2 protein-coding genes are annotated in these 1,054 nt (G+C 64.9%); both read left to right on the forward strand.

Annotation, left to right across the window (positions count from 1 at the left end; translation table 11 throughout):
- A partial coding sequence (locus AC5RWT_RS37760; RefSeq protein ID WP_494084673.1) for a mechanosensitive ion channel family protein occupies positions 1-507 on the forward strand: 507 nt, incomplete at its 5' end.
- A gap of 221 nt (positions 508-728) precedes the next feature.
- A partial coding sequence (locus AC5RWT_RS37765) for an ATP-grasp domain-containing protein (protein ID WP_494084674.1) occupies positions 729-1,054 on the forward strand: 326 nt, incomplete at its 3' end.

The raw sequence follows: 1,054 nt of genomic DNA on the forward strand, positions 1-1,054 counted from the left end.
AGGGTCACCCAGGTGCGCGCCGTGGACGGCACGCTGTGGCATGTCCGCAACGGCGAGATCCTGCGCGTGGGCAACTCCTCGCAGGGCTGGGCGCGGGCGGTGCTGGACATCCCGGTACCGTACGACTCCGATGTGGAGAAGGTCTCCGAGTTGATCCTCAAGACCGCCATGGAACTGCGCATGGATGAGGACTACCGCAGGCTGATCCTGGACGACCCGGAGGTGTGGGGCGTGGAGGCGCTGACCGGCGAATCCGTGGTGATCCGGCTGGCGATCCGCACCAAGCCGCTGGAGCAGTGGGCGATTGCGCGCGAGATGCGAGCCCGCCTGAAGGGTGCGCTGGCTCAGGAGGGGCTGCGGATTCCGCTGCTGAACCAGACCGTCATCAAGGGCAGCGCCCCATCGGCCGCCGTCGCGCAGGGTGGGGGCACCGCGCAGGGCGAGGATGCTGCCCACGGCGGGGACACCGCCGTCGTCGGCCAGGCGGAAGTTGGCAGCAAGAATTAGACTCGCGGCGCCGTTACCTCAACCCGTGACCGTTCTACAAGTTGTAGAAGTGTGCCCTTGGCCACTAAAGCGGTACTCTGGGACCGGCCCCCGGCGCCAAAGGGACTAGAGTTCCCCATGGAGCATTGCAGGCATCCGTCCACCGTCCGTGGCCACCGTCACGGCCAACCGTGGATGCCGCTCCGAGTCAGAAACGACTTCGACGTAGAAGGACACAACCCGTGGACCTGTTTGAATACCAGGCGCGCGATCTCTTCGAGGCACACGGAGTACCCGTGCTGGCTGGAATCGTTGCGTACACCCCAGAAGAAGCCAAGACAGCTGCTGAGAAAATTGGCGGCGTAGTTGTCGTCAAGGCTCAGGTGAAGGTCGGAGGCCGCGGTAAGGCCGGCGGCGTCAAGGTCGCCAAGACCCCGGACGAGGCATTCGAGCACGCCTCCAACATCCTCGGTATGGATATCAAGGGCCACACCGTCAACAAGGTCATGATCGCGCAGGGCGCCGACATCGCCGAGGAGTACTACTTCTCCGTGCTGCTGGACCGGGC

The sequence above is a fragment of the Arthrobacter sp. Dra40 genome (assembly GCF_059091905.1).